Raw genomic sequence first — 228 nt, forward strand, 5'->3', positions numbered from 1 at the left:
AAAATTCACGACGCCAGATTCTCGTCGCCGAACCACGCTTCCTTCAGTTTCTGTATTCCCGGCTCGATGTCCTCTTCCGCAATCCCGCTGAATCCGACCATAAAATCTTTCTCGCCTTCCGGCGGGACCGTCCCCGGCCAATAAAACGCCGCCGATGACACATGACCGCCGTACGCTTCCGCCAGCCGGGGCAGTTCCGCCTCCGGCCGATCGTCACGCCCGCGGAGC

1 pseudogene is annotated in these 228 nt (G+C 61.4%); it reads right to left on the minus strand.

Annotated features, from left to right (window positions below):
• Positions 1-5: 5 nt before the first annotated feature.
• Positions 6-228: pseudogene (locus KVT34_RS31560) on the minus strand (MocR-like pyridoxine biosynthesis transcription factor PdxR); the annotation flags it as partial.

Source organism: Paenibacillus sp. GbtcB18 (assembly GCF_019091125.1).
Taxonomy (GTDB): Bacteria; Bacillota; Bacilli; order Paenibacillales; family NBRC-103111; genus Paenibacillus_F; species Paenibacillus_F chitinolyticus.